This is a genomic window from Paenibacillus sp. FSL P4-0127, from assembly GCF_038007325.1.
Taxonomy (GTDB): Bacteria; Bacillota; Bacilli; order Paenibacillales; family Paenibacillaceae; genus Fontibacillus; species Fontibacillus macerans.
Genome location: NZ_JBBOWY010000001.1, coordinates 4,620,944 through 4,646,537 on the forward strand (window position 1 = coordinate 4,620,944; position 25,594 = coordinate 4,646,537).

Sequence of the window (25,594 nt, forward strand, 5' to 3'; positions counted from 1 at the left end):
AAAAGTATGGACAACATAGCCAACAAATATTTTAACTATACTAACTCCCGCTCTACACTTTGTATGTAAGAAATTTAATAAACAACCAATCCATCTTAAGGAGGGAAACCGCCCTATGGCGTATCAAGATCTCAGGGAATTTCTAAGTGCACTTGAACAGGAAGGGCAGTTGCTGAACATTGAAGAAGAGGTAAAGCCCGAACCCGACATTGGAGCGGCCGGACGCGCTGTGGCTAATTTAGGGGGAAACTCGCCGGCGCTTTTGTTCAAAAACATTTACGGTTATCGCAACGCACGCATAGCGATGAACATGATCGGCTCCTGGGAGAATCATGCGCTGATGCTCGGACTGCCGAAAAACACGCCGGTCAAAGAGCAGTTTTTTGAATTTGCCCGCAGATTCGCCAAGTTTCCGGTTGCCGTAAGACGCGAGACTAAGGCGCCGTTTCAGGAAAACCAAATCACCGAAGATATCAATCTGTTTGAGCTATTTCCTTTGTTCCGGCTGAACCAGGGAGACGGCGGATTTTACATCGATAAAGCCGTCGTAGTCTCGCGGGACCAATACGATCCTGAACATTTCGGCAAGCAAAACGCCGGCGTATACCGCCTTCAGGTGAAAAACAAGGATACCTTGGGCATTCAACCGGTGGCTCAGCACGACATTGCCATTCATCTCCGCCAGGCCGAAGAAACAGGGCAAAATCTCAAAGTGGCGATCGCGCTGGGGTGCGAACCGGTGATTACCACCGTGGCAGGTTCGCCGATTCTGTACGACCAGTCCGAATACGAAATGGCCGGAGCGATCCAGGAGGCGCCTTATCCGATTGTCCGGCTGGAGCATGGAAACCTGGACGTCCCTTGGGGAGCCGAGATTGTGCTGGAAGGGGAAATCGTCTCCCGCTACCGGGAGTTTGAAGGTCCGTTCGGCGAGTTCACCGGGCATTATTCCGGAGGCCGCGCGATGCCGATCATCAAGATCTCCAAGGTTTACCACCGTACCAACCCGATTTTTGAACATCTGTATCTCGGCATGCCCTGGACGGAAATTGATTATATGATGGCGATCAATACCTGCGTTCCTCTGTATCAGCAACTGAAAGACGCCTATCCCGAGGAAATCGTGGCGGTAAATGCGATGTATACACACGGGCTGCTGGCCGTCATTTCCACCAAAACCCGTTACGGCGGATTTGCCAAAGCCGTGGGCATGCGCGCGCTGACAACACCGCACGGGCTGTGTTACTGCAAAGTCATCATCGTCGTCGATGAGGACGTCGACCCGTTTAATCTGCCCCAGGTCATGTGGGCCATCTCCACGAAAATGAACCCGAAATACGACGTCGTTGTCCTACCGAACTTGTCCGTTCTACCGCTTGATCCGGGTTCCGACCCCGCCGGCATCACCGATAAACTGATTATCGATGCGACCACGCCAAAAGCGCCGGAAACGCGGGGCCATTATTCGCAGCCGCTTGACTCTCCGCTAAATACGGACGTATGGGAGAAAAAGCTGGCTGAGCTGCTCAGACAGAAATAACCGTGCGACTCATTTCCATTCAACAAAGGAGTGTATATCTATGAAAACCTGTCCGCGCTGCAATTCAGAAAAAGCGTCCGTGCTCGCGAGTTCGCCGGTAAAAGGAGCCTGGGAACTCTATCATTGCCCGGTATGCTTGTTTATCTGGCGGTCTACAGAACCGGAGTCGATCACGGACCCGCAAAAATATAACCCGTCTTTTAAAGTCGATCCTACGGATATCCCCAAAGCCGCTCATGTTCCGGTGATTCCGCCGCTGAGAAGAAATTAGGATTATATTTTAGGTTAAATATTCCTATTGAAAAATATGGCAGATCATGAAATGATTTAATATAACCTATTTTTTCTGGTTGCCAAAGGAGGGAATGATGATGACAAAAGTAAAATTCCGCTGGAAAACAAGCGTGCCGGCTCTCGCCTTAATGTTAAGTTTAATCGGGTTTGCCCTGCCTGCTTCCGCGGCTTGGGAAGATACGTACACCGGATATGCGACCTACACGGGCTCCGGTTATTCAGGCGGCGCCGCTTTGCTTGATCCGATCCCGGCGGATTTGGAAATCACCGCTTTGAATCCGGCACAGTACAACTATGGAGGCATCAACGCCGCACTCGCCGGGGCCTACCTGGAAGTGGAGGGACCGCTCGGCACCACTACGGTTTACGTCACCGATTTGTACCCTGAAGGGGCCAGCGGTGCATTGGACTTATCTCCTAACGCATTTGCCAAAATCGGAAATATGGTAGACGGGAAAATTGATATCAAGTGGAAAGTGGTTGAAGCGCCGATTACCGGAAATGTCCAGTACCGGATTAAAGAAGGCAGCAGCCAGTGGTGGGCGGCGATTCAAGTCAGAAACCACAAATACCCGGTATTAAAAATGGAAGTGCTGCAAAACGGGACCTGGGTCAATCTCGAAAAGCAACCTTACAATCATTTTCTGGGAACCGGTCTGGGTACGAAAGACCTGACCATTCGCATCACCGATATCAGGGGTCAAACGCTGACCGATACGATCCCCGCCCTGCCTGAAAACGGCACCAGCCAAGCCTACATCGTTCCGGGACATGTCCAATTTACGGGCTCCTATTAATTGAACTTTCGCAGAGCCAAAATCGGCTTAACCTGGACAATACGGCTAACCCCAAGTCAATACGGTTTTCAGACCAGCGAGAGGTAGGAGGGCAAAGACATTGACGCGGCTAGCTTTCCGCTTCTTGTGTTTCTTGTCCCACCATAGACTCATGCGTCTACTTATGTGCCAATCCACCTGACCTCCTTTAGGCGGTTGCTGTTATGGAATATTGTCCACTTTTGTCAAATTGGCGTATTCGGCAGGTTTCACAGTGTCGGCAGTAACCGGTGGACAGTATTTCTTCGCGTATACAAATATTGAAGCTAATCTTGTCCGGATTGGGATCGGTGCTCTGCTGGAGTGGGTGTTCCATAAAAAAGCCGACAAAGCGTAAGCTTATTTCCATTGGGCTGCTTCTGGTCGGTTCCGTTTTGGCGGCCAATATGCTGTTTCAGGAACGCCTGGCGTTGTCGTGGCAGGAAGCATTTGGGGAATGCTTGCGGCATTAACCTTTTCCACATTCGTTTTTTTGAGCAGCTCTGTTGAAAAAGCAACCCCTCCCATTTTAAAAAGCGCTCTTCTTTCCACGGGAGGGGTATTAACCGTATTTATCGTATTTCCGCCTACGTTTTTATTGGACTTGGATGTTTAAATGGGGTTGATCCCCTATGGATTAGCTCTGGGAGTATTCGGGGTCGTCCTTCCTCCCCTTTTGTTTTCAATCGGCATGCCGCATGTTGGTTTTGGATTAGGAACCATTTTCCACTTGATGTTCCAGCCTGCCGCTTGCCTTTGCACGATTATTCCTTTCGTTCAGGGAACGGGGGAAGGAGGCTAGAGCAAGGGTTCCAAAAAAAGTGAGAAGAAAAAGAGAGGGGAAAATGAGGCGGTTCAGGTGACATTTTCGGCTTGATAAGGGAACGTATGTTTTGTATAATGAAAATAAGTCGACTTATGTTCGAAAATTCTCAATCTTTGGGAGAGAGCAAACATGGAGATCAATGCGGGAACGGATCTTCAGCCATTCAGCAGCCGTTACTTGATCTCTTGTCCGGTCTGTTTCACCTCCCCTAAACCTTATTCCTTCTCTTAAGCCCGTCTAAATTATCTCGAACCTATCTGCTTCTCCACCAAATATTTTTTTCTCCCAAGCTTGTCTTTCTCTCTGCTATCTGATCAAACGGGATAATCGTGCAAAGTCTCCGGACGCGAGTGTTGATCTGCCGCGCCTCCCCCCCATGCCTCAAGCTTTCAACGCCCTTCCGCGTTTCTTGCCACTCTTAATTCTTTGAATACCTTCAGCTCAGGGACTCAAGCCGATTTTTGCTCTGCGAATGTTGAGTTAATAAATCAAGCGAGCTCCCATGACATAATCTAGGACTCGCTTGACAAAAAAAACTGCCGGTAAACCGATAAAACTGCGAAGGACCATCGCAACAAACTTCTCGGACGGTATCGCCAATATGTACAAATTGTAAATAATTAACTTGAGCAATATGTTGCTTAAAGAATGAGAAAACAGCCTAAAATAGTAATGATGATGAAAAAGGTCGCATAATGATAATTATCCGACAAAAGACATGGGTAAAAATGTAGAAAAAAATAAAATTTTGCGGAGCGCTTAATCAAATTATAGGCCAAATAGCACGCTTTTGCATAGTACGTCAGTTAATAAATTCCTTTAAGCAGTCCTGTACATAATCCGGAGCTGCTTTTTTCATTTGCTCTACAGTATGCAAATATCGCTGAGTCGTATTGATATGCGCATGCCCAAGCGTTTCCTGCACTTGCTGAAGCGAAGCTCCTCCCAGCAAAGCCAAGGTTGCGTTGGTATGCCGCAGCCAGTGGGGCGTAAGCTTTTTTGTAATGCCGCAGCTTTCCCCGGCTTTACGAATGATACGTTCAATTTGTCTCGTAGAAATAGGAAACAGCCTGAGCGTATCGGGTGGTTCCGCGCCACCGGCTAGACCCCTTGCATATTCCGCAAATATTTCCCATAAATGCTGGGGCACCTTTATTTCTCTTGTCCTCCCTCCTTTTGTATAGTGAAGCGTAAGCCAAACGCTGGTCTCCATAGGATCAGTATGGAAATTTCCCCAGTACACCGAATTCAGTTCGGACACCCGCAGACCAAGCAATACAAGCGAAAGCCCCATCAAATAATTTCTTTGGCTTTGCTGCTGCAAATGCTTAAGCAACAATCCTACTTCCTTTTTGGTTAAAAAGTTACGGTGGCTGGTCACCTGAATTACCGGCAAACGCACATTCGTTGTAGGATTCTTTTCAAAAAAACCTACGTTGCTGTCGCTCCCCCACTTGTACAGCGATTTTAGCGGAGCAATAAAAGCGGCGATGCTAGCCGGGGCCAATGCGCGTTTGGAGGTTACTTTCTCGCGTTGCTGCAGGTACAGCTTGAAGGCCTCAATCTCTCTCCATGTTACCGAATCAAGCTTCTTGAACCCGATGAACTCCCGAAAACAATGGATTGCCCTCAAGTAGCTCCTCCTCGTATTGTCTGCCGTACAGCAGGCACTCACAAACATGTGCACGATTTTTTCGTCGCTAAAGTTATTCAAGTTCGTATGCAGCATAGTCAACTGATTTGCAGCATTCTTGTTGCTATTGGTAGTCATTATCCATCCTCCCCAAATTTTGTCGGATAATTATCATTATACGACCTGCTATGGACTTTGTTCACTAGCCCTTGGACCAGCGCAGGAGGAAAGACATTCACAGGTCTGCCGGAGGTTATGTTTTAAAGGAAAGGAGGGCTTTTCACCAAGGCCAACGCCGTAACTTGGATGGCTTCTATTTTTCAAATATGTCACAAGAAAAGGAGAGAACACCATGAGCTCCTTGCAGAAATTTATTGACAATCAGGTTATGGTACAGCAAGATTCAACATCACTGATTCAGTTGATCAACTTTATGCGCGCAAAACGTCCTGAAGTCTATCGGCATAGCATACGGGTAGCTATGCTGGCGGAACGTATAGCCACGGAGATGAATCTGGAGGAATGCGATAAAGAAAACTTGCTGCGCGGCTGCTTTCTTCATGATCTGGGGAAAATCATGCTGCCTTTGGATGTGCTGGAGCAGGCTGCGCCCCTTACCCCGCGCCAATGGAAAATTATCAAACTCCATCCGCAGGTGGGCGCCGACCTTTTACATAACATCTCCGAATTTGAAGAACCGGTCATCGAAGTAATTCTTTATCATCATGAGCGTTGGGATGGGCAAGGTTACCCCTATGGATTGAGAGAACAGGACATTCCATTATTGGCCCGCATCTGCTCTGTAGCCGATGCCTTTGACGCCATGATGAGCGCACGTCCATACCGTCAAAGTTTGCCATTGGAACAGATCAAGCAGGAGCTATGGCGGAACAGAGCCATCCAGTTCGATCCTGATATCACCCGCCTGACACTTGAACTGCTTGAGTCGGACACGTCTTATTTCGGATTTTTTCAAGAAAGGTAGGGAAATCGCGCATGCATTCAACGGACAATGAGCAGTACATCGAGTTTTGTGTAGATGGTGAGAACTACGCGATCTCCATCTCCGAGATTCATGAAATTATTAAAATGCAGGAAATCACGGATATCCCCAATACTTATTCATATGTTCAGGGTGTCATCAATTTACGCGGCCGGATTGTACCTGTCATCAGCCTAAGAAGCTTATTTATGCTGGAGCCGGACGAGTACACGAAAAATACGCGTATCGTGGTCGTCAACCACAAACAGGAAGCGGTCGGAATCATTGTGGACAAGGTTAGCAAAGTAACTACCTTCGGGGACATTCAGCCTCCACCCGACAAGATTGCCGATGTAAGCGGCTTTTATTTTACAGGTATTGGATTGGCGTCTGATGAAAGCCTGGTGGGAATTCTAAAGCTGGATGAAGTGCTTATCGGAAACAGCTAGGAGGCGAACCGGTGACGGATCTATCGGAATACCGAGCATTATTTTTAGAAGAGCTGGATGAACAGCTTCAATATATTGAAGAAGAAGTTTTGCGTCTTGAGCATGAGGGGGCTACCGACACGGCCGTTGATCGGCTGTTTCGGGCCGCGCACACTTTGAAAGGCTCCTCGGCAGCCATGGGTTATCACAAAATGAAGGAAGTGACCCATCAACTTGAGCATCTGCTCCATCAAGTGCGAAACGGTGAACGAACGGTCACCAAGCCATTGATCAACCTAATGTTCACGGGACTCGATGTCATGAAAGGGCTCCAAGCGGAAATTGTCCGAACCGATGCCGAAACTTCGGATATTTCTCCTCTTCTGCAGCAACTTCAGCAGTTCAGCATGAATGCTGCCTCGGAATCAGTTATTCCCGAACCCCCCAATGCATTTTCCGGAGGTGCAAAGGAGGAACTGCCGGGGGATGTGGGACAGCCTCCTGCGCAGCGCTCCGTTTATACGGAGACAAAAAGCAAATCGCAAACGATCCGAGTCAATATTGAACGGCTGGATCATCTGATGAATCTGGCGGGTGAACTGGTTATTGATCAGACGCGGATCCAACAGGTGAATACGTTATTTAGACAAAGATTTGGTTCTGATGACCTTGTGGAAGAGCTATTTCAGCTTTCCGATCACTTGAGCCTGCTCATCGGCGAACTGCAGGACGGTGTGATGAAAGCCCGGATGCTTCCGATTGAGCAGTTGTACAACCGTTTTCCGCGCATGATTAGAGATTTGGCCGAATCTTTGGGCAAGCAGGTAGACCTCATTTTGCAGGGTAAAGACACCGAACTGGATCGCACATTAATTGAAGAAATTGGCGATCCTTTGATCCACTTGCTGCGCAATGCCGTTGATCACGGCATTGAAGCGCCGGAGCAACGGCGGTTGAGCGGCAAAAGCGAACGCGGTACGGTCACCTTGTCCTCCGCACATCAGGACAACCATGTCGTGATTTCAATCCGGGACGACGGCGCTGGCATCGATGCGGACAAGCTTCGCGGATCCGCGGTAAGCAAAGGGCTGCTATCGCAAACCGAAGCCCGGCGCTTAAGCGATGAGGAAGCTTTGCAGCTCATCTTCAAGCCCGGTTTTTCCACGGCTTCCGCAGTCAGCGATGTCTCCGGGCGCGGCGTCGGCATGGACATCGTCCGCAACAATATTGAACGAATGAGCGGCATGATCGATGTTGAGACCGTTAAGGGACAAGGTACCCTGTTCCGTATCCGCCTCCCTCTTACTTTAGCCATTGTCACAGGACTGCTCGTTAATATCAGCGGGCGGGTATTTATTATTCCCATGAGCAGTGTGGCGGAAATTACCCGGATCGAAGCCAAAGAAATCAAAAGATTGCGCGGGAAACCTGTAATTAAGATTCGTCATCAAGTTATTCCTGTCATCTGGTTGCACGATCATTTTCAGTATCCGCGTCCCCCCGTTCGGCGTTATTTGCCCATGGTCATTATCGGAAGAGGCGAAAAACGAGCCGCGCTGGCGGTAGACGAGCTGATGGGCAATCAGGAGATCGTTATCAAAAGTCTTGGCAGCTTTATCGGCAAAATCGGCGGCATTTCAGGAGCAACCATTTTAGGCAGCGGGAATGTGGCCCTTATTCTTGACGTGGAAAGCGTTGTTAAGCTTTCCGGCCATGCACAGGCAAATTCATCAATTTAGGAGGCATCATTAAATGAAATTTTTCTATAATCTGAAAACGAGCGTAAAGCTGATTTCCGCATTTTTGCTAGTATCTCTGATTCTCGCTTTTGTTGGCTTTTATAGTCTTAATAATTTGAACAAAATGAATGGTTCCGTGAAGTCCATGTACGAATATGGCCTTGTTCCCTTACAATCCGTACAATCGGCGCAGATCAGCTACACCCGCATGCGGGTGCTGATTCGCAACATCTATATGGCGGATGACAGAGCCGCGCAAGAGAGCAACGCAGAACTCCTGGAAACAGAGAAAAAAGAACTGATGAATCATATGAACGCTTTTCGCAATACGGTCCTGAGCGATAAATCCGCGGCTGCTTTGGAGCCGTTTGACGGACTCTGGAATGAATATGCACCTTTGGTTGATAAAGCTGTGCAACTAGGATTGAATGGACGCAGTGACGAGATGAAGACGCTGATCAACAACGATTTGACCACGGTCGGCAATAAAATCAGAGACTTGTTGAACACTTTGATCGATATCAATATGGCGGAGGCTGACGAGACCAAAGATGCGGGCGAAGCATTGTACGTTTCCTCCCGGAATGTATCCATTGTTGTTATCGCAGCTTCCGTGGTGATATCTATTTTGCTCGGATACGTGATCTCGCAGATTATATCGAGACCCCTCGCCCGCGTCGCTCACCTCGTCCAAGAAGTAGCAGGCGGAAATCTGCAAAACACACTGGATATATCCACCAAGGATGAGATCGGACAACTCGCCCAAGGAGTCAATAACATGGTGGCCAGCTTGCGGGAAACCGTCAGCAACATTTTAAGCCACTCCCAAAGCCTCGCCGCAGCATCGCAGCAAATTTCGGCCAGCACCGAGGAGATTGCCAGCGGGAATGCAAGCCAAGCCAATGATGCCCAAACCATCAGCGAGCTGTTCAAAGAATTGTCCTCAGCGATTCATGCTGTGGCCCGCAATACCGAACAGGCCTCGGAATTGTCCAGCGAAACGGTGCGCATCGCCGAAGAAGGCAGCGGGGTCGTTCAGTCATCCAGCGAAAGCATGAAATCGGTAAGCCTGCAGATGACAAGACTGGAAGATGACTCGCAAAAAGTCGGCGAAATTATCGGGGTTATTGAAGATATTGCGGATCAAACCAATCTGCTGGCGCTAAATGCCGCTATTGAGGCCGCGCGGGCCGGAGAACAAGGGCGCGGGTTTGCGGTCGTCGCCGACGAAGTACGGAAATTAGCCGAACGGAGCGGCGAAGCCACGAAGCAAATTACGGGCATCATTAAAGGAATGCAGGAAAATACACGCGCCAGTGTAAAATCCGTGCAGGAAAGTGCGGAATTGTCCGAACGCACCGGAGAATCTTTTGGGCACATCGTCAGCTATGTCAATGATGCCGGCCAAAAGGTGGCAGAGATCGCTGCCGCCAGCGAGCAGCAGGCTGCGCAAACCGCCACCGTGCTCTCCGCGGTTGAGAATATCTCGGCTACAACGCAGGAAGCGGCCGCAAGCAGTGAAGAAACGGCTGCCACCGCCCAATCGCTGGCCTAACTGGCGGAAGAACTGCAGCGTTCCGTTTCTGTGTTCAAGCTTTGAGATTAAACCGCATCATTCTATTAATAGAGAAGCCTTTTCGAGAATCAGCATTCTGCGAAAAGGCTTCTTACTGAACAAATCTGGTCTGCCTTCATTCAAACAACCGCTTATGCTTATGAAAAAATCGATAAAAAAATTGTACGTTGTCCAGTTCAAACCATTCTGCCGTTTGCAAAGGTTTTGCATCCAAATTATGGATTTTGGCATACAGCGTGCAAGCTCATTGATTTGCTCTGCCAGCTTGATTGGGTTGGCAGGAGGGATATATGTTGGGATTTCGACTCGTACAAGAAGAAGCTTGAAGCTTCTTGGATAAATCATTGGTGCACTCCCTTTGCCTTTCTTCTGATTTTGATTCTATTTTTCTAGAAAAAAGACATGGATTTCTCAAGATGAAATTCATTAGACTATAAACATAGTCCTTCTTCCGACCGATATATCTTTTAACTAACCAGCGCATCTGTAGAAAAGGGGAAATTTTCTTTGAGAAAAAAAGCACAGAGCATCAGCCCTTCCGAACTGGTCGTCATGAAGGTGTTGTGGAAGGAAAGAAACTGCACCGCCAGTGTCATCATTGATCAGGTGTCCATGGAAGCCGAATGGCATTTTCGCACGATCAAGACGCTGCTGCGAAATTTGGTAAGGAAACAATTCGCAGGTTTTAAGGTGGATGAACACGACAGCCGAATCTATTATTACTTTCCTCTGATCGAAGAGGAAGCTTATTTGCGGCAGGAGCGGCAGCAATTTTTGGATATGTATTATAACGGGAACAGGCACTCCCTTCTGGCAGGATTCCTTCAGGACGGGGGCCTATCCCCGCGCGAGGCGGAAATGCTCAAACAACTGTTGTCCCAAAATGACGAGCCCCGCGGGGATGAGCGGCCCTGATGGATATACTGCTGCCTTTGCTCGCCTTGAAAGGAATCGAATTGACGCTGGCGGCCTCCGTGATCGCGCTCCTCGTGCTGATGCTTCGCCGGTTCGGACGCAAACTGCTGGGGCCCCAAACGATATGCTGGCTCTGGCTCCTATTCCTGTTAAAGCTTTGCCTGCCTTTCGCGATCCCGAGTCCTACCAGCATTGAAAACTGGACTGACGCCTACCTGTACGAGCGGCAATTCGGCGTCGGCGCCGCGTTCTCTTCTATAGGAAGGGGCTGGAGTGAAGTCAGGGAGGTTGTATTGGGTCCACCCGCCCTTTCCCCCCCTTCCCGGGAAACGCGTGTGTACCGTGACGGCGAAGAAACGTGGATTCCCCTCCCTTCGTTGGAGCACCAATTGATCGAATCCACCCGCACCCAATCAAGCCTGACGGAGGTAGTTATTGCGGTCGCATGCGTATGGATTGGCGGGATTTGCATTTATGCGGCCATCGATTGGACACGAAGCCGCCGGACGCGCCGACTTGTCCGATCAGCACTTTCATGCGAGGACCGGGAACTGCTTGAGTTGTTCGACAAATGCCGAGAGGAAGCCGGCATACGCGGGCATGTCCGTCTAATGAGATCGGGGATTCTCTTCCCCGCGCTTCACGGATTACGCCGGCCGGTCATTTTGCTGCCATACGACTACGACAAGAACTATTCGGCGGAAGAATTGCGGTTTATTCTGTTGCACGAGTTGATGCATTACAAGCAAAAAGACCTCCTCTTGCTCGGTTTGTCCCGAGCCTTGCAGATCGCTCATTGGATAAATCCGCTCGTGCACTTGGCCGTACATAAGTATCGCGATGATCTGGAAATCCGCTGCGATTCGCGCGTGTTGCTGCTGCTCAGACGTGAGGAACAAACGCGCTACGGGATGCTGCTCATTAGACAAGGGGAGTTGAACAGCATGCCTTCTCTTCCCGGAATCGGAGCGAACTTGGTGACCCGGCACGCTCCACTGGCGGAACGGATCAGAACGATCGCCAATTTCCGAACCGAGCGCCAGGGCAAACTCAAGGCTATCTCGGGTGTCTGCCTGTTTGTTTTCTTATTTTTTTGCCTGCTGCCTTCAAACAATATGTACGCTGCTTTATATGCGGATAATTCACCAAAACTATACGCGTTTTGGTTGGACGAACGTACCGATCCGCGCAGTCAGCAGACCCTGTCCAGCATTGCGGAGCAAATGAGCGGCCTCCCGTCCAACAACCCAAGCGTCTCCATGCTGCTCAAGTCAGACTTTGACAGCTTGCCGCTTGGGCAGTTCCGGACCCGCCTACGGATACTTTCGGAGACCGAAAGGGATTGTCCGATCTATGTGGATACGCAGCCGATTCGCGATTCGGTCCGGGAACAAGGATTACAAGAAGGACATGTGCTGGTGACGATACAATATCCTTACAATTACGTCAAGTATTGGGGCTTCGGTGTCGGCAAAAGCGTGCTGACGGACCTGTCCAGTCTCGAGCAATTGGAACAGCTGGCATTGTACTGACAAGCAATGATGCAGGTAGGGCTTTGTTCGGTAAAAGGACTATAATTATAGTCTTTTTATAAATCAGATGCATGAAAGGATGATCGTGAATGCAAGTCGCTTTATTGGGAGACCACGTGTGCCGCTGCATGGAATCCCCGGTCCGAAAGCTTGAAGCGGAGAACGGAGCGGTGCCTTTTTCAAGTTACCTGACTCCGATGTTATCGGAAGCACCATCCCTTAATTCCTATCCGTATGTTGGGCTTTCTGAGATGGGGCTGGGCAATTACCCGCAATCCCCCTACTCTATGCTGTTCCCGTTCATTGCCGGATTGGGCAGCCGGAACAAAGAACTGTTGAGCCTAGCGCTTTTGTCAATCGCCGGGCAAGGACTCATGTCGCCGAGCTACGGTTATGCGACGGGATGGGGGACGAACCGCATGCTAAACAGCGCTTCCGGCTTCGATCTCAGACTGTAGCAACCATTCGCGTCCAGCAACCGGCCGCTCCGATTCATGAACCGGTTGCTGGACCTTATAGCCCATTGCGATACTGCCTCAGTCCGTTCATTACAAAAGGACGAACTATATCTACAAGTAAATCAGCTCTATTGTTTCCCCCAACCGTAACCCCATAATGCGCAGCGCCATAGATTGCCGAACCAGTCATGGCCGCAATAATCTTTACATGATCGCGGTCTGTCTTATGTCTGGTATCTTCTTTCAAAAGAATGCTTTCTATGGTTTGCTGCAACATTTTCTTTATTTTATCATCGACAAGCGTAGCAAATGCGTTGGAATCTATTCTGCATATCCGATAAAAATCTACAATGTAGTTATGTGTCAGCAAGATCAACTGGTCGCATATTTCATCGGTAAACTCCCGCGCATTCACCACTTGTTCAGGAATCATCTCGTGAAATGCCTGTTCCGTGATTTCTTCCAACAAAGCATATTTATCTTCATAATGGGCATAAAAAGTGGCGCGGTTAATAGTGGCTCTCTGTGCAATATCTTTTATGGTTATGGCATCAAATCCTTTCTTCTGCAACAAATCTCTGAATGCTTCCCCTATTAACTGTCGTGTACGCAAAACCCTTGGATCTTCCTGATTTACCATATCTATATCCCCTAACTAAGCATCAAATTATCACAATGTGTTGTCTATGCGACTTTTCGCTAACTTTGCCGGTTGAAATCATACGAATGCTGTACTATCATTTTATCCGACAGGTGTTGCTTAAGCAATCTGTGAATAATTCGTTGAAAGGAAGGATCATCATGGATACCAAACAAAATAGACTCTTGATATTTGGCGCCGGTGTGATTGGCAGTGTATATTCACTCAGGTTTGCACAGTCAGGACTGGACGTCACCTTACTGGCACGAGGAAAGAGGCTGGAATCGTTGAAAAGGAACGGACTGAGATACAACGATAATGGAACGATAAAGCAAACATCGGTCAAGACGATAGAAAAACTTGAAAACGAGGACATTTATGATTTCATCTTTGTTCCCGTACGATATGATCAAGCCGAATCTGCCCTGACAGCGATCAAGAATAATCAGAGCAAAACCATTGTCACCTTGACCAACACCATTGGATATGACACCTGGCTTGAAATCGTGGGCGACCGGTTACTCCCGGGATTCCCGGGTGCAGGCGGAGATATCAAAGAAGATGTTCTGCACGCAGAGTTCGGTTCCGAAAAACATCAAGGAACCATTTTTGGTGAAATCCATGGACAAACGACCGAAAGATTGAAAGAACTTGCCAAAATATTAGAAGCAGCGGATTTGCATTATGAAATCCAGAATAACATTCAGGCATTCCATGTTTCACATGCTGCGCTCGCTATAGTCAACAAGCATTTCTATACAAATGACGGAATGGTGGATATAGAGACGGCAAGAAGCGAGAGCACGCTAAGCAAGGTCGCCGCAGATATTAAACAAAATATTCGCCTGGTTGAGCAAGCCGGAATCCCGGTAATCCCGCCTGAAATGAAGGTAATGGGAGAATGGCCTGAGAGCGATATTATATCATCATACCGCCAGATGCTGAGCAATGACTTTATCATCGATGTAAAGCTTGGTAACCATGCCGTCAGCCAAAAAGCAGAAATCCTGTTATTGGATGAATTGTTTCATAAAAAGCTCTCCTTAGCGTCAGATAATCAACACGAGAGAAGATAAAATGTACGGTCAGGATTATTGAAATGTTTAGTCCGCATTTTCAAGGATCTCGAAATAAAAAAACTCCAATTAAACAATAAATGCCTAATTGGCGTTCATCCACATGCGGCATGCCAATTGAAAAACAAAAGCGGCGGAAGAACGACTCCGAATATACCCAGAGCTAATCCATAGGGAATCACCACCACTAAAACATCCAAGTCAAATAAAAACGTTGGCGGAAATACGATAAATACGGTTAATTCTCCTCCCGTGGACAGAAATGCACTTTTTAAAACAGGAGGGGTTTCTTTTTCAACAGAACTGCTCAAAAAAGAACGTTGTGAACGCAAAAAAACCACACAAATGACCGGCAAGGCCTTTGTGTGGCGAAAATAGAGACTATTCTCCAGAAAAGTCCACATCATCCAAAATAGGTTTTAGGTATTCCGTTCCTGTAGCTTTATAAAAGCATCCTTTGAATGTTGTCAATTTCAGCATTGCGTTATTGAACGGCCGAGAACTTACGGGACATCGTCCGATACGTTGTCGGCGAGATCCCTTTTTTGGATGTAAATTGCTTGATGAAGTAGGTATCATACTCAAATCCGGTGGCACGGGCGATATCATTCAGGTTCATATCCGTATGCGTTAACAGATCACCCGCTACTTTCAAACGATGCGAAAGCAAGTAGCCGATCGCTGTAGTTCCGCATCTTTCCTGAAACAACTTATTAAGCGTCACACGGTTCAAATGAGCGCAATTCGTCAAATCTTCCAAAGTAATTTTTCTGGGATAATTCGTGTGTATATATTCCAACACCAAATCAACAGGCGATTGTTCGCTATTGCGATTCAAATCCTCAAGCAAACCCATAATTTGAATAAAGTATTTTTTTATTCTGCACGCCCACCGTTCATCGCTTTGCGCCTGCACTTCCGTACCAAGTACAAAAAACCATTCAAATAAAAGCGGATATGCTTTCTCGGTTATACGAGGCACACCTCTATTGGGATGATCACATTCAAAAAAGGAAAGACCTGTTTGTATTCTCGGAGCAGACGGAAAGTAACCCTGGGTTTCGGAAAGAGTTACGCTGTTCAGAAACTCGGGATGAAAACTAAAGGATTGTGCGGCAATGTTCTGCTTCTCAAGGACTTTCAGATCATCATCTTCAGCCAGGCAAAGAACGCCGGGAGCGGCGATAACGATCGGGCGTTCGTTTAATATCCCGCTCATGCTTCCGGACGTAATGAAAATCAGAGTTAGACGTTCAGGATATGGAAGATTGCTAAAATCCTCCACGGCGGCAAATTCGATGTTCACGGTACGGTTTTTGTATCGATCCATTTGCGGCATAGCAGTCACCTATTATCAAATAGTATAGTTAGATGCTTCATTTATGCCAGTGTACCACACAATTTTGAGGGATATAATAACGATGTAACAACTAAGTCCATGCTTGGCGAAGCAAGTTTGTGCGAAGTTGACTCAGGAAGTAAGGCTCACAAAACTTTTAGGAGGGGAATCTTGATGGCTATCGAACGTTTTCATATTCAAGTCTCCGACGAAATCCTGGACGATCTAAAATACAGACTGCAGCACATCCGTTGGCCGGATGAACTTGAAAACCAGGGTTGGGAACGAGGTACGGAATTAAGTTACTTAAAATTGCTAGTTTCGTATTGGAGAGACCATTACGATTGGCGCGCCCAAGAATCCGAGCTGAACCGCTTTTCCCAGTTTCGCTGCAATATCGACGGGATCGACGTGCACTTCGTGCATGAGCGCGGGAAAGGACCTAACCCTTTGCCCCTGATTCTTACCCACGGATGGCCCGACAGTTACCTTCGTTACCGAAAAATTATCCCGCTGCTTACGGATCCGGCCAGCCACGGCGGCAACCCTGAGGACGCTTTTGATGTGATTGTGCCTTCGATACCCGGATTCGGGTTCTCCAGCCGCCCTAAACACCCCGGCGTCAACAATTTTCGTGTCGCCGAAATGTGGGCTAAGCTGATGACAGAAGAATTGGGCTACCAAAAATTTGCCGCCGCAGGCGGGGATATGGGCTCCGGCGTAACAAGATACCTGGCAGCAAACCATCCTGAGTTGTTATACGGCATCCATCTCACCGATATCGGGATTATCAGAGATCTCATGGCTTCGCCCGATCAGGCCAAGCTTTCGGAAGAAGAACGGCAATACAAGAATAATGCGGCGGCATGGCTCTCTCAGGAAGGAGGCTACATGTCCATTCAATCGACACGCCCGCAAACGCTGGCTTATGGACTTTCCGACTCGCCCGCAGGTTTGGCCGGTTGGCTGCTAGAGAAATTCCGGGCATGGAGCGATTGTGACGGCGACCTAGCGCAAAAATTCAGCGAGGATGAACTCATCACGCATATTATGATTTATTGGGTGACGAACACAGTAGGATCGACAGCACATATGTACTATGAAAATGCGCATTCTTTGCCGCCACTCGGCTACATCGGGGTTCCGACAGGCCTTGCCCTGTTCCGGGCAGATGTCTTGCTGCCGCCCAAAGCATGGGCAATGCGCCACCTGAATGTAACTCGCTGGACTTCGCTGCCCCGCGGCGGACATTTTACCGCTATGGAAGAACCGGAGCTTTTCGCCGATGACATTCGCGCATTTTACAGGGCTTATAGAACGCCGCATCCCGAGGCTCAGGCCTAAAGACTAAAGAAGGAAGTCGAAGCTGTTTCAACACGAAAAGGCTAACCGCTTGGTTAACCTTTTTCGTGTTGAATGGTAATTGGATGCGGATTTGCATCTGGCCAATGAATTTCCCGGATTATCCTTTATGGCTTACCCTAAAAATATCCTCTATAACATTCATGACTTTGCGAACTTCATGATTTTTCACGATCGGTTCCGCGCCTTCGCGAACGACCTCATAAAAATTTTGATAAAACGGAACAAAATCCGCTTTAGGCTCCGGGAAGGCGATTTTTTCGGTGGCCTCTTCCGAAGGAGGCGCCATCGTTTTGGTGAGTCCCACACCCGCTTGGATCGGCGCCGGAGCCGGGACATCCTTGCGGCCGGTAGCGGCAATGATCTCGCCGGACAAATCCCAATCGTCAATTTTTGCGGTTCCTTCCAGGCCTTTTACGTACCAGCGGGGGAGCTTGGTATAGTTGGTGGTGCCCACCTCAACCAAAGCCTTTACGCCATTTTCAAAGGTAATGCAGCTCATAAATCCATCATCGACTTCATCGCCTAAGATATAGCTCAAATCCGCCTGCACGCTCTTAATCGGACTGTCTACCAGCCATAGCAGTTGATCCAGTAAATGGACCCCCCAATCCAACAGCATGCCGCCCCCATGTTTCCGCAAATGACGCCAGTCTCCCGGAATGCCGTTGGCGCCTTGAACGCGAGATTCGATTTGGAATATATCCCCTATCGTCTTTTTTTGATACAGCTGCCGAATTATGAGAAAATCCGGGTCCCAACGGCGATTCTGGTGAACCATAAAGACGTTTCCGGTCGCTTCGGCAACCGCCAAAATCTCATCGAGTTCGCGGGTGTTCATCGCCACCGGCTTTTCGCAAACCACATGCTTCCCCGCCCGTAAAGCTTTGATCGCTATTTCTTTATGAGAATCGTTGGGCGTTGCGATAAGTACGGCTTCGATGTTTCCGTCATTCAACACTTCTTCCAGGCTTTCATAAATCCGCAGGCCCTTGCCTTGGGATATTTGCTGTCTTTCTCCGGAAATATCATAGGTCCCCACGGCTTGAACTCGAGTACTTTCCGCAGGTATAAGATTGTGGGCATGGTAGGAACCCATGCCGCCATAGCCTATTACGGCAAAATTTATGATTGACATCCTTCTTGCTCCTTTACGCCCACCACATCGCCGAGGGTTGTTCATGAATCATGATCGATTTTAAGTTGGTAATGGCACGGCTCAATCCTTCGTCAATAGACATTATCGGATCTTCATGCTCAATACTTAAGACATAATCATAGCCGTAAACGCGCAATGCGGAAATGATGTCCGACCATACCTTCAAGTCATGGCCGCAGCCTACGGAGCGGAAGGTCCATGCACGGGTCTTTACATTGCCGTAGGGCTGCATATCCGTTAATCCGTACATATTGATGTTGTCTTGATCCAAATAGGTGTCTTTGGCGTGGAAATGGTGGATCGCGCCGGCCTCGCCAAGAATCTTGACGGCAGCCACCGGATCGATCCCCTGCCACCATAAGTGGCTTGGATCCAGGTTGCAGCCGATGGCTTTGCCGGTCGCTTCCCGCAATTTCAACATGGTATAAGGCGTATGGGCCAAGAAGCCGCCATGAAGCTCAATTCCGATCTTCACGCCAGCCGCTTCCGCTTCCGAATTAATTCCCTTCCAGTAAGGGATCAACTTTTGTTCCCATTGATAAGTATAGCTGTCCTCATATTCGGTTGGCCAAGGCAATACAGGCCAGTTCACTTGGGTGTCCGATGCATTCCCGCCCGATACGCCGGAGAAACCATTTACAACCGGAACGTTCAGCAAGCTTGCCAATTTGATGGTTTTGCGCAGTAATTCATCCGCTTCCGCAGCCACTTCTTTTATCGGCGAAATCGGGTTATTATGGCAACTGAGCGCGGAAATTTCCAAGCCCTTGTCCGCCAATTTAGCCAGGTATTCTTTTCTTGCCTCGCTGCTTGCCAGCAATTGATCAATATCCAAATGAGCGTTGCCCGGAGAGCCGCCGGTACCGATTTCAACCGTTTGCAATCCTTTTTTGGCCACTTCCTCAATCATCTCTTCAAAGCTGAGATGGTTAAACAATGGGGTAAACACACCTAGTTTCACTTTCGATCACTCCTTTTATTTTTCACGTGCTTATAGATATACCGGCTCGCCGGTCTGCGAAGATTTATAGATCGCTTCTAAAATTTCCGTAACCACCAAGGCTTCCTCCGGTTTCACTACAGGTTCAGTATCATTGAGGATGGCACTTACCCAAGATTTCGCTTCAAGAATTTCCGGTTTCTCGCCCGCGCCGTCGTAGAAGTCGACGCCGCCCGTTTTTAGTTCAATTTTCTTCTCATACAGTAAGCTGTGGTCTTCGCCATTGATGGTCAAACCGTTGTTCATATCGGCGCCCGCTTTGGTGCCGCACAGGGTGGTTTTGGCTTCTTTCACATCCAAGCTATTTAAGGCCCAGCTGGATTCCAGGAAGATCGTTGCGCCGTTTTCCATGACAACAAAACCGAAAGCGGAGTCTTCCACGGTGAATTTTTCCGGATCCCACGGTCCCCAAGCGTTGGCGGCATTGGGGGTTTGGGATAAGGCATGATAGGTTTTCCCAACCACGTATTTAGGCTTGTAATTGTTCATCATCCAGAGCGTCAGGTCTAAGGCGTGCGTGCCGATATCGATCAATGGACCTCCGCCTTGGGCTTCTTCATCCAGGAAAACGCCCCAAGTTGGCACCGCACGACGGCGAATCGCATGGGCTTTTCCGAAATAAATCTCTCCCAATCCGCCCTCTTTGCAAATTTCATGCAAATATCTCGAATCGGTGCGGAAGCGGTTTTGATAACCGATCGTTAATTTTTTGCCGGTACGCTTGGACGCTTCAATCATGCTTCTGGCTTCTTCGGAGGTTTTCGCCATCGGTTTCTCGCACATCACATGGCAGCCCGCTTCCATGGCTGCAATGGATAATTCGGCATGCGAGGAGTTAGGGGTACAAACATGGATAACGTCCAAATCGGCACCCGCTAACATTTTCTTGTAATCATCAAAAACCTGCGCATCTTTGGTTCCGAATTTTTCTTTTGCTGCTTCTGCGCGTTCCACGATGATGTCGCAGAATGCCACCATTTCTACTTCTTCTACATTTGAAAGCGCAGGCATGTGCTTGCCATTTGCAATCCCGCCGCAGCCGATAATTCCTACTTTTAATGTCATAACCATCCTCCTGAAAACGTTTCTATTTGTCGAGTTCATTATAGCCAAATCCGAAACTTCTTTCTTCCCGCTTTTCCCGCAAAAAACTCCCGAATATTGCGCCTTCATCGAGAACTAAAAAAGGGCTTTAAACAAGAACTCCTTGTCCAAGCCCATTTTGCTTAATGGTTATTCAAATTCTTCCGGTATTGCAGCGGCGATTGTCCAACCGCCTCCTTAAAAACATGATGGAATGTTTTCACGCTGGCAAATCCGGCCTTTTCCGCAACTTCAACCATCGGTATCTTTTCGTTCGCTAAAATAAACTTGGCTTGATTAATACGGTATTCCGTCAAGAACTGCATAAACGTTTGTCCTGTATTGGTTTTGAAGAAACGGGTAAAGTAGTAAGGGCTGAAGCCCACAAATTTGGCAACATCCTCCAGCGCAATGACTTCCCGGTATCGATCTTCCACGTATTCGAATACTTGATTGAGCAGATCTAAAGTTTCTTTATGTTGAATGGCAGATCGTTTGGTCGGCGCTTTTCTTTCTTTGCGCCGCGGCAAATACAAGTAGAATTCCCCAATCAATTGATACAGATAACCTAGTGTCAAATAATTCATGCCAGCGGGTTTACTCTGTTCGATCCCATAAAGATGAACCAACAGCTCCGTGGCCTTCCGAGCCAGCGTCTTAGGCCAATTGCGGCTATGCCGTTCCCCGGATTCAAACAGACTTAACAAAGAATCTTCGGAAGTCCGCAAAATTTTCTCGTCAAACAGCTTCAGGTTAAACTGGAAGACATAGCGTTCACTATCCGGGGAAGCCAGGAAATAATGCGCTTCTCCGCTTGGGAAGAAGAAGATTTCCCCTTCCTCCAGTTGAACGATATCTTCATTAATGCCGATGTTGACCTTGCCTTTTCGGGAATAGATGATTTCAATTTCTTTATGCCAATGAGGATAAACGATAGTCATGCCGTCGTTTAGGAACGCTCTGAACGGGATTGAATCCTCGAACTCCGGAAATTCCAGATAATAACTCATAACCAATTGACTCCCTATATGTCGGATAAGCTGCCGCCCCTATTATCATAACGGGAAAATCGAATAAATGCAGCAGCGGAGTCTTTAACGGATTTTCACTGCGCATTTACCACATTGACGATGCTCGTTTTTTTCACTTTTTTGGCCGGTGAGATCACCGCCGCAAACGTCGTAAGAGTTGCCGCTAAAATGGTGACCGCCAAAACCGTGATTGGCGGCTGCCAAGGATCGCCCCAGTTGGAGGTGATCATCAGCCCGAAAAAGAAACGATGCAGCAGCAATCCCAAAACACCGCCTGTCAGACTGCCCGATATCGCATAAGCGGCGGATTCGGCCGCAACCATCCTTTTCAGCTGCTTGCCGGACATACCTACCGCACGCATCACGCCATAGTTGGCCATGCGGCTGGAAACGCTGGCGTTTACCGTATTCAGGATGTTAATCAGCGCAACCAGCGCAATCACTATCAAGAATCCGTAAACGAATACCGCCATGGCGTAATAGGCCGCGCGGGTTTCGCGGTTGGCCTGCTGCTTATCGAGCAGCCGCATTTGCGGCGTGATCAGGCTTCTGACCTGCTCGGAAATATCTGCATCGACCTGCATATCGATAATGGTGTAGTCCGAGATGCCGGTCAGCGCAGTAAAGGTAGCTTCGGAGCAAATGATCATCGATTCGCCTTTCGCTGCCACAAACGGCGTGTCGGAGAGGATCCCGGCAACCTGCACCTCATAAGCTCCACTGGGCAGCTGAAGGGTGATCGTGTCCCCTACCTTCCATTTCAACTCTTCCGAGTAACTGACGAACACCCCGTTGCCGTTTTGCACCTCACCCCTGCTGCCGGAAATCAGCTTGTCTTCTGCCCATTTAAATTGCGGGTCGTCATACGAAATCAACGTGGCCGTATTGTCGCCCTGCTTCTGGCTAGGCGGAATATCACGGTACACCATCCGTCCATATATATTTTTGATATGCGGAAGCGCCTTGACTTCTTCCATCAGGGTACGGTCAAGCAAGATGGAATCCTTCACGCCCACAATGGAAAGATCAGGCGCGTAAGGCTTCAAAGGCCGTAAAGCATGACCCATGAAGGCGATCAAAACCGAGAAACACAAGAACAGAACGATACTTAGCGCAAAAGAACCCGATATCAGCACCATACTCTTTTTATTGGAAAAAGCGTGCTGGAACCCCATCGCCGTATCCACGCGAAACCATTTGGTGTTCGCCGCTCGGTTGACGGGTTGATGATTCGCATGATTGATATTCCCGGTTACGGCCGCTTGCGGAGATACCTGCGCCGCCTTTTGGGCGGGCGACCTGGAAGCGAGCATGACCACTAAAAACCCGATCGCCGTACCGGCAGTCATAGCGGGCCAACTGACTTGAAACACCGGCATTTCCGGCAAGTACTTATAATTCAAGGCATTCAGGGATAAAACCGCCGCCCACATCACGCAGCAACCGGCCAATAGCCCGATCGGAATCCCTTTTAGGCAATACAGCAGACCCTCTCGCCGGATATACCGTTTGATTTGCTTTTTCGTGGCGCCAAGACAACGCAGCAGGCCGAAAAATTGCGTCCGTTCCAGCACGCTCATGTTAAAGCTGCTGGCGATCATAAACGTAGCGGCCATCGTAATCAGAACAAAAAGAATTCCTGCCGTAAGGTAGAGATCGATCATCGCACTGTCGTCGCTTTGTCCCAGCAAGCCAAGCAGGATCAGGTTCGTGGAGACCTGTTGATCGCCCAGGCCATACTCCGCTTTGATCTCGGATAGCGCCCGGTTAATGTTCACATTGCTTTTAAACTGGATAAAATAGTACTCCTTGGACGGTGGAAGCGCACGAATCCCCTTAGTTGACAGATACAGGCCGTGGGAGTCCGTCCCTTTCAAACTGGAGAAATTGTTGTACGTCCCGGTAATCTTATATTCCCGCTTCTGCCCGTCGCTCAAAGCAATATCTATCGTATCCCCAATGGACAGACCGAATTGCTCAAGGGCCGGCCGGTCCAGCAGAGCCTCCCGTTCGGAAGCCGGATAAGCTCCCTCTTGCACGACCAGATTCATCTGTTCGGCGATATCCTGTTCACCCCCAAGAATAGACAGCCTTTTTCCTTGAAAAACCGTATCCTCGGCCATCCCGATCCAACCCGCTACTTTCACATCGTTCCGGTTTGCGATTTGCCCGGCGGTGCTGTCCGATATCCCCGTAATCGCGGCGTGGTAATTCCCTTTTTGCCGGATGTTCTCGTTGATTTGCGCTTTCACGCTCATGTCGGCCATCCCGAAGACGGCCGCGACCAACATCACCGAGATGGCGATGCAAACCACGGTAAGCCGGTTTTTCTGCTTATGGGCTTTGGCATATTCCGCAACCAGCCCCAGATAGCTTTTCATTCGGCATACACCCCTAAATCGGTAAGCACGCCGTCCGACACTTGCAGCACCCGATCCGCCGTCGCAGCCATGCTCCGGTTATGCGTAATCATGATAATCGTCTGCTGATAGCGTTTGGACGCCGTTTTTAGCAGGGAAATGACTTCGCTGCTGTTTTTGCTGTCCAAATTGCCGGTAGGTTCGTCCGCGAGGATCAGCATGGGGCGGGTAACCAAGGCGCGGCCGATCGCCACGCGCTGTTGCTGGCCGCCGGATAACTGGCGGGGCAGATGCTTGCGCCGGTCCGTTAAGGACAAAACGGCCAGGATTTCCTCCACATACGCTTGATCCGGTTTTTTATAATCGAGCAGCAAGGGAAAGGTGATATTCTGCTCCACATTCAGTTCCGGGATCAGGTTAAACGCCTGAAAGATAAAGCCGATATTCCTGCGGCGGAAAATGGTCAGTTTTTCGTCCTGCATACGAAAAATATCGTTGCCGTCGATCCATACCGTGCCGGACGAGGGCGTATCCAGGGCCCCGATCATGTTCAGCAGCGTACTCTTTCCGGAACCGGACTCCCCGACAACCGCAACAAACTCGCCTTTGGGCACGGTAAAACTTACATTTTTCAAAGCGTTCACGGCCGTTTCGCCGGTTCCATAGGTTTTGCATACGGAATTCACTTCAAGCAAATTCAAATTCGCTCACTCCTTTCTATCACGGAGTTTACTATCCGCGGCTTACGCTCCCATGAATTCCGGCTTACGGTTTCGTAAGGTTGAGAAAACTCATCTCAAAAGCGGCGCCATTCCCAAAAGCACTAGCCACTGTGATGGTGCCGTCATGCGCTTCAACAATAGCCTTGGTCAGCGGCAGGCCCAGGCCGATGCCTTGCGTATTTTTGGAAAAACGGCTGCGATAAAACCGCTTGAAAATATGGTGGATATCTTCCGGGTGGATGCCGCTTCCGTTATCTTTGACCGTGATTTGCGTCATTGAAGGCAACTCGTTCCACTCGATGGTGATATGACCGCCTGCTTCCGTATGGTCGAGGGCGTTTTTCACCACATTGCTTACGGCTTCCAAGATCCAGCCCCGGTCACAAACCAGCTCGGCCTGCGGCGGCCCCGACAAGGTCACGGTCTTCCGCTCCAGATTGACGCGTGTTTCAAAATGCAGCCGGAGGTCATTCAGCATATCGGCGATATTTTCGGGGGACTTTTCAATCTGAATCGAACCGGCATCCCATTTGGTAATCTTCAAAAGGCTCTGGACCAGCGTTTCAATCCGGTCGATTTCCCGTTCCGACTTGATCGCAAATTCGCGTATGGCGGCCGGATCCTCGCTATCGTCCTGTAAAAGTCCGTTGTAGATGTTGAGGGCGGCAAGGGGCGTTTTTAACTGGTGGGAAATATCCGAGATTGTGTCTTTCAAAAACTCTTTGGTCTTCTGCTCCTTGGCGGCATGCGCGTCCAGTGTCGTAGCCAGCGTGTTCACCGCGTGAAACAGCTTATACAGGCTTCCTTCGCTGTCGCATTCGATCCGTGCATGGGTATGGCCCGTTAGGAAACGGGAGATTTTAGAGATGGCCTCCTCCATCAAGCGGTCCTGTCTTCTAAAATACAAGAAGCAGCTAGCCAATACACCTGCGGCGATCAACAGCGAGAGCAAGAAAAGGCCCAGATGAAGAGAGCCGCTGGACGGCCAGATCAACAGCTGGGACAAACCCATAAACGAAAACAAGATACAGGCTAATGAAATAAACAGCTTTTTAATATCTTGGTTGGTAAAAATGCGCATCGT

23 protein-coding genes and 2 pseudogenes are annotated in these 25,594 nt (G+C 48.9%); 13 read left to right on the forward strand and 12 right to left on the reverse strand.

The window, feature by feature from the left end; translation table 11 throughout:
• Positions 1 to 115 precede the first annotated feature (115 nt).
• The 4 genes and pseudogenes from NYE74_RS20870 to NYE74_RS20885 all read left to right on the forward strand — a co-directional run.
• Positions 116 to 1,540: a non-oxidative hydroxyarylic acid decarboxylases subunit C gene (locus NYE74_RS20870; protein WP_341005168.1), complete on the forward strand. Its 1,425-nt coding sequence runs from the start codon at positions 116 to 118 to the stop codon at positions 1,538 to 1,540.
• A 40-nt stretch (positions 1,541 to 1,580) separates the two neighbouring features.
• On the forward strand, positions 1,581 to 1,811 hold the full coding sequence (locus NYE74_RS20875; protein ID WP_036623250.1) for a non-oxidative hydroxyarylic acid decarboxylases subunit D: 231 nt from the start codon (positions 1,581 to 1,583) through the stop codon (positions 1,809 to 1,811).
• Between the two features lie 97 nt (positions 1,812 to 1,908).
• On the forward strand, positions 1,909 to 2,631 hold the full coding sequence (locus NYE74_RS20880; protein WP_036623254.1) for an expansin EXLX1 family cellulose-binding protein: 723 nt from the start codon (positions 1,909 to 1,911) through the stop codon (positions 2,629 to 2,631).
• A gap of 208 nt (positions 2,632 to 2,839) precedes the next feature.
• Positions 2,840 to 3,373 (forward strand): annotated as a pseudogene (locus tag NYE74_RS20885) (EamA family transporter); the annotation flags it as partial.
• Between the two features lie 904 nt (positions 3,374 to 4,277).
• Here the strand turns inward: NYE74_RS20885 and NYE74_RS20890 are convergent.
• Positions 4,278 to 5,246, reverse strand: coding sequence for a tyrosine-type recombinase/integrase (locus NYE74_RS20890; RefSeq protein ID WP_036623260.1), 969 nt, complete (start codon positions 5,244 to 5,246; stop codon positions 4,278 to 4,280).
• 214 nt (positions 5,247 to 5,460) lie between these two features.
• Between NYE74_RS20890 and NYE74_RS20895 the strand changes: the two genes are divergently transcribed.
• From NYE74_RS20895 to NYE74_RS20910, 4 genes are read left to right on the forward strand one after another with little or no spacing between them, the layout of a single operon-like run.
• On the forward strand, positions 5,461 to 6,093 hold the full coding sequence (locus NYE74_RS20895; protein ID WP_278739839.1) for an HD-GYP domain-containing protein: 633 nt from the start codon (positions 5,461 to 5,463) through the stop codon (positions 6,091 to 6,093).
• A gap of 11 nt (positions 6,094 to 6,104) precedes the next feature.
• A complete protein-coding gene (locus NYE74_RS20900) occupies positions 6,105 to 6,539 on the forward strand; it encodes a chemotaxis protein CheW (RefSeq protein WP_124332194.1) in 435 nt (144 codons plus the stop codon).
• Positions 6,540 to 6,550: 11 nt separating this feature from the next.
• Positions 6,551 to 8,257: a chemotaxis protein CheA gene (locus NYE74_RS20905; RefSeq protein ID WP_270620013.1), complete on the forward strand. Its 1,707-nt coding sequence runs from the start codon at positions 6,551 to 6,553 to the stop codon at positions 8,255 to 8,257.
• Between the two features lie 13 nt (positions 8,258 to 8,270).
• Positions 8,271 to 9,812, forward strand: a complete 1,542-nt coding sequence (locus NYE74_RS20910; RefSeq protein ID WP_316560746.1) for a methyl-accepting chemotaxis protein — start codon at positions 8,271 to 8,273, stop codon at positions 9,810 to 9,812.
• 57 nt (positions 9,813 to 9,869) lie between these two features.
• On the opposite strand, the gene NYE74_RS20915 is transcribed toward NYE74_RS20910, so the two are convergent.
• A complete protein-coding gene (locus NYE74_RS20915) occupies positions 9,870 to 10,178 on the reverse strand; it encodes a hypothetical protein (protein ID WP_036623270.1) in 309 nt (102 codons plus the stop codon).
• A gap of 162 nt (positions 10,179 to 10,340) precedes the next feature.
• On the opposite strand from NYE74_RS20915, the gene NYE74_RS20920 reads away from it, so the two are divergent.
• From NYE74_RS20920 to NYE74_RS20930, 3 genes are all read left to right on the forward strand, one after another.
• Positions 10,341 to 10,748: a BlaI/MecI/CopY family transcriptional regulator gene (locus NYE74_RS20920; RefSeq protein WP_036623272.1), complete on the forward strand. Its 408-nt coding sequence runs from the start codon at positions 10,341 to 10,343 to the stop codon at positions 10,746 to 10,748.
• The gene (locus tag NYE74_RS20925; RefSeq protein WP_063836310.1) at positions 10,748 to 12,280 is read left to right on the forward strand and encodes a M56 family metallopeptidase; all 1,533 of its coding nucleotides are present in this window, start codon (positions 10,748 to 10,750) and stop codon (positions 12,278 to 12,280) included. Before NYE74_RS20920 ends, NYE74_RS20925 begins: the two co-directional genes overlap by 1 nt.
• 89 nt (positions 12,281 to 12,369) lie before the next feature.
• Positions 12,370 to 12,738 carry a hypothetical protein gene (locus NYE74_RS20930; RefSeq protein ID WP_036623273.1) on the forward strand — a complete coding sequence of 123 codons (369 nt, stop codon included), beginning with the start codon at positions 12,370 to 12,372 and terminating at the stop codon, positions 12,736 to 12,738.
• Positions 12,739 to 12,793: 55 nt separating this feature from the next.
• On the opposite strand, the gene NYE74_RS20935 is transcribed toward NYE74_RS20930, so the two are convergent.
• Positions 12,794 to 13,378 carry a TetR/AcrR family transcriptional regulator gene (locus tag NYE74_RS20935; RefSeq protein ID WP_036623274.1) on the reverse strand — a complete coding sequence of 195 codons (585 nt, stop codon included), beginning with the start codon at positions 13,376 to 13,378 and terminating at the stop codon, positions 12,794 to 12,796.
• Between the two features lie 161 nt (positions 13,379 to 13,539).
• Between NYE74_RS20935 and NYE74_RS20940 the strand changes: the two genes are divergently transcribed.
• Positions 13,540 to 14,454, forward strand: coding sequence for a ketopantoate reductase family protein (locus NYE74_RS20940; protein ID WP_124332196.1), 915 nt, complete (start codon positions 13,540 to 13,542; stop codon positions 14,452 to 14,454).
• 100 nt (positions 14,455 to 14,554) lie between these two features.
• Here the strand turns inward: NYE74_RS20940 and NYE74_RS20945 are convergent.
• Both NYE74_RS20945 and NYE74_RS20950 read right to left on the reverse strand, forming a co-directional pair.
• Positions 14,555 to 14,768 (reverse strand): annotated as a pseudogene (locus NYE74_RS20945) (EamA family transporter); the annotation flags it as partial.
• Between the two features lie 170 nt (positions 14,769 to 14,938).
• Positions 14,939 to 15,793 (reverse strand): helix-turn-helix domain-containing protein, encoded by an 855-nt coding sequence (locus NYE74_RS20950; protein ID WP_036623278.1) that lies wholly within the window; start codon positions 15,791 to 15,793, stop codon positions 14,939 to 14,941.
• 174 nt (positions 15,794 to 15,967) lie between these two features.
• On the opposite strand from NYE74_RS20950, the gene NYE74_RS20955 reads away from it, so the two are divergent.
• Positions 15,968 to 17,137: an epoxide hydrolase family protein gene (locus tag NYE74_RS20955; RefSeq protein ID WP_036623281.1), complete on the forward strand. Its 1,170-nt coding sequence runs from the start codon at positions 15,968 to 15,970 to the stop codon at positions 17,135 to 17,137.
• Positions 17,138 to 17,255: 118 nt separating this feature from the next.
• Here the strand turns inward: NYE74_RS20955 and NYE74_RS20960 are convergent, their stop codons facing one another.
• The 7 genes from NYE74_RS20960 to NYE74_RS20990 form a co-directional block, all read right to left on the reverse strand.
• Positions 17,256 to 18,293, reverse strand: a complete 1,038-nt coding sequence (locus tag NYE74_RS20960) for a Gfo/Idh/MocA family protein (RefSeq protein ID WP_036623282.1) — start codon at positions 18,291 to 18,293, stop codon at positions 17,256 to 17,258.
• Between the two features lie 13 nt (positions 18,294 to 18,306).
• On the reverse strand, positions 18,307 to 19,275 hold the full coding sequence (locus NYE74_RS20965) for a sugar phosphate isomerase/epimerase family protein (RefSeq protein WP_036623283.1): 969 nt from the start codon (positions 19,273 to 19,275) through the stop codon (positions 18,307 to 18,309).
• Positions 19,276 to 19,305: 30 nt separating this feature from the next.
• The gene (locus NYE74_RS20970; protein WP_036623285.1) at positions 19,306 to 20,379 is read right to left on the reverse strand and encodes a Gfo/Idh/MocA family protein; all 1,074 of its coding nucleotides are present in this window, start codon (positions 20,377 to 20,379) and stop codon (positions 19,306 to 19,308) included.
• 161 nt (positions 20,380 to 20,540) lie between these two features.
• Positions 20,541 to 21,407: an AraC family transcriptional regulator gene (locus NYE74_RS20975; protein ID WP_036623287.1), complete on the reverse strand. Its 867-nt coding sequence runs from the start codon at positions 21,405 to 21,407 to the stop codon at positions 20,541 to 20,543.
• A 95-nt stretch (positions 21,408 to 21,502) separates the two neighbouring features.
• On the reverse strand, positions 21,503 to 23,809 hold the full coding sequence (locus tag NYE74_RS20980; RefSeq protein WP_036623288.1) for an ABC transporter permease: 2,307 nt from the start codon (positions 23,807 to 23,809) through the stop codon (positions 21,503 to 21,505).
• Entirely contained in the window at positions 23,806 to 24,489 is a 684-nt protein-coding gene (locus NYE74_RS20985) for an ABC transporter ATP-binding protein (protein WP_124332198.1), read from the reverse strand. The genes NYE74_RS20980 and NYE74_RS20985 overlap by 4 nt, the downstream gene beginning before the upstream one ends.
• Positions 24,490 to 24,553: 64 nt before the next feature.
• Positions 24,554 to 25,591, reverse strand: a complete 1,038-nt coding sequence (locus NYE74_RS20990) for a sensor histidine kinase (protein WP_124332199.1) — start codon at positions 25,589 to 25,591, stop codon at positions 24,554 to 24,556.
• Positions 25,592 to 25,594 lie beyond the last annotated feature (3 nt).